Annotated in this window: 4 protein-coding genes; 3 read left to right on the top strand and 1 reads right to left on the bottom strand. The window is 61.6% G+C overall.

The genetic code is table 11. The annotated features are described in order from the left end of the window. A partial coding sequence (locus tag VHD36_19920; GenBank protein ID HVU89607.1) for a serine hydrolase occupies window positions 1–500 on the bottom strand: 500 nt, incomplete at its 3' end. Window positions 501–876: 376 nt separating this feature from the next. Here VHD36_19920 and VHD36_19915 point away from each other — a divergent pair. From VHD36_19915 to VHD36_19905, 3 genes are all read left to right on the top strand, one after another. Next, window positions 877–1,209 carry a phasin family protein gene (locus VHD36_19915; GenBank protein ID HVU89606.1) on the top strand — a complete coding sequence of 111 codons (333 nt, stop codon included), beginning with the start codon at window positions 877–879 and terminating at the stop codon, window positions 1,207–1,209. 240 nt (window positions 1,210–1,449) lie between these two features. Beyond that, a complete protein-coding gene (clpS, locus tag VHD36_19910; protein ID HVU89605.1) occupies window positions 1,450–1,785 on the top strand; it encodes an ATP-dependent Clp protease adapter ClpS in 336 nt (111 codons plus the stop codon). An 8-nt stretch (window positions 1,786–1,793) separates the two neighbouring features. Continuing rightward, window positions 1,794–2,907, top strand: a 1,114-nt coding sequence (locus VHD36_19905) for an AAA family ATPase (protein ID HVU89604.1), incomplete at its 3' end; no start/stop codon positions are given.

Genomic DNA, 2,907 nt, shown 5'->3' with positions numbered 1-2,907 from the left:
GACTTCGTCATGCCGAGCGCGCGCGCCTGTTTGGTCATGCGCTGGGCGAATGTCTTCTCGGTGCCGCCGATGTATTCGGCGATGACTACGGCCACGTCGTTGGCCGACTTGGTCACGAGGGCGAGGATTGCGTCACGGACGCTGATCGAGCTGCCGGGCTTCATGCCAAGCTTCGAGGGCGCCTGCGCTGCGGCGTAAGCCGAAACCGGCATGCGGGCGTCGAGGCTTGTCCTGCCCTGCGCGAGCGCGTCAAACAGGAGGTAAAGGGTCATCATCTTGGTGAGCGAGGCCGGGTGGCGCTGCGCATCCACGTTGGATCCGTAGAGCACCTTGCCGGTCTTGGCGTCGACGACGATGGCGGAGTTCGGGACGGCAGCAATCGCGGGCGCGCTGACCGCACCCCATCCCACAATCATGGCAACCGCGACTATCAGCGCCTTGATTCCCGGAACCGGGAAACCACGCTTGAATCGCGGAAGCGCTCCTCTGCGCTTCAGCATAGCTACTCGCTCCGCACCTTACCGGCGTGCCCAGCGCCGGTATCCGCCTGAACTCAATACAAACCGGCTGAGACCGTGCCGCAGCGCATTCTTCGACTGGGGTATGCCCCGTGCCGCAAACGCGGCTTCACCGAGAATGCCGACACTGTCATTTCGGGCGTCGTCCCTTACGCCCTGCCGGCCATCACGAATTTCGACAGTATGGAAGGCCCCTTACATTTCCGTAAAGCGCATTTGGGTCACAGTCCGCGGGCTTTTTCGCCACGATTATTGTGCGCTGCACAAATTCATTTGACATTAAATGTTGCAGTGCACATATGTCCTGTCACAAGGGAAACCGCCGATTTCCGGCGCCCAGGGACAAGGACAACCGCGTATGAGCAACGCCTTCGATTCAATGCAGGGTTTCGGCAAGGACAACATGGACGTCGCCATGAAGGCCGCCGATGCCGTCGCCAAGGGCTTCCAGACCATCGCCAGCGAGGCGGCGGACTACGGCAAGCGCAGCTTTGAGGCCGGCACTGCCGCCTTCGAGAAGATGGCTTCGGCCAAGAGCGTGGACGCCGTCGTGGCGGTCCAGCAGGACTACGTCCGTACGGCCTACCAGGGCTACATCGGGCAGGTGACGCGTTTCGGCGAGATCGTGGCCGATATGGCCAAGACGGCCGCCGCGCCCTACCAGTCCCTCTATGGCAAGTTCGGCAAGTAAGCCGACCTCCCATCCAGCTTCTACGATCCCGAAAGGGCCCGGCGGAACACGCCGGGCCCTTTCGCTTTCAGCGACTACAAATTGCCGCGGGCACACCTACATTAACGTTCACCGCGCGCCTCCAACGGTCCTTCGAACCCGCACGGTCCCATCGGCAATCACAAATTTGATTGGCGGCGGATTGCACACCCGCCGGATTCTCGGCAGGATTCCGAGCGGACGGCAAACAGACGACTACGCATGAGCAACCCGATTCGTCCTCCGAGCTTCGATGACGACGATTCCGGTACCGGAATCGCCACCAAGACGCGCCCGAAGACGAAGCGGCCGGCGCTGTACCGCGTTCTGCTTTTGAACGACGATTACACGCCCATGGAGTTCGTCGTGCTCGTGCTCGAGAAGTTTTTCCAGAAGGGACGGGAGGAGGCGACCCATATCATGCTGCATGTGCATCAGCATGGCGTGGGGGAGTGCGGGATCTACACTTACGAAGTCGCCGAAACCAAGGTGACGCAGGTGATGGATTTCGCACGCAAGCACCAACATCCGCTACAGTGCGTGATGGAGAAAAAGTGAGGTCCTAAGTGCCGTCATTCTCCCGCAGTCTGGAAAAGGCCCTGCATCAGGCGTTGTCGCTGGCGAGCGAACGCCATCAGGAATACGCAACGCTCGAACATCTGCTGCTCGCCCTGCTCGAAGATCAGGACGCCGCAGCGGTCATGCGTGCGTGCAATGTCGATCTCGACATGCTTCGCCGCAATCTCATCGAGTACATCGACACTGAGCTCGCGAACCTCGCGACTGGCTCGGACGAGGACTCGAAGCCGACGGCAGGGTTCCAGCGCGTCATTCAGCGCGCGGTGATTCATGTTCAGTCGTCGGGCCGCGAGGAAGTGACCGGCGCCAACGTGCTGGTCGCGATCTTCGCCGAGCGCGAGAGCCATGCTGCGTACTTCCTGCAGGAGCAGGACATGACGCGCTACGACGCGGTCAACTACATCAGCCACGGCATCGCCAAGCGGGCCGGCATGGGCGACGCGCGTCCGGTTCGCGGCGTCGATGATGATGCGGCCACCGTCGAAGAGCGCGGCGACAACAAGAAGAAGGCGGACGCTCTCGAAGCTTATTGCGTCAATCTCAACGACAAGGCCAAGAAGGGCCGCATCGATCCCTTGATCGGCCGCGACGCGGAGATCAGCCGCACCATCCAGATTCTTTGCCGGCGACAGAAGAACAATCCGCTGCTGGTTGGTGACCCTGGCGTTGGCAAGACCGCCATCGCGGAGGGTCTGGCCAAGCGCATCGTCGAAGGCAATGTGCCGGAGGTGCTCAAGAAGTCGACCGTGTTCTCGCTCGACATGGGCACGCTGCTCGCCGGTACCCGCTACCGCGGCGATTTTGAGGAACGCCTCAAGCAGGTGATCAAGGAGATCGAGGAGTTCCCCGGCGCCATCATGTTCATCGACGAAATCCACACCGTGATCGGTGCGGGCGCCACGTCGGGCGGCGCCATGGATGCCTCGAACTTGCTGAAGCCGGCGCTGGCTTCCGGCACGATCCGCTGTATCGGCTCCACGACCTACAAGGAATACCGCCAGTTCTTCGAGAAGGACCGGGCGCTTGTCCGTCGCTTCCAGAAGATCGACGTCAACGAGCCGTCGGTGCCGGACGCGATCGAGATCCTGAAGGGGCTCAAGC

The sequence above is a fragment of the Pirellulales bacterium genome (assembly GCA_035546535.1).
Lineage (GTDB): Bacteria > Planctomycetota > Planctomycetia > Pirellulales > JACPPG01 > JACPPG01.
The sequence above is the reverse complement of the archived record's forward strand: the minus strand, read 5'-3'. Positions and strand labels throughout refer to the sequence as shown.

Bases quoted from the DNA above. Each gene is read 5' to 3' on its own strand.
- VHD36_19915 (HVU89606.1), top strand. From the start codon at position 877: ATGAGCAACGCCTTCGATTCAATGCAGGGTTTCGGCAAGGACAACATG.
- clpS (HVU89605.1), top strand. From the start codon at position 1,450: ATGAGCAACCCGATTCGTCCTCCGAGCTTCGATGACGACGATTCCGGT.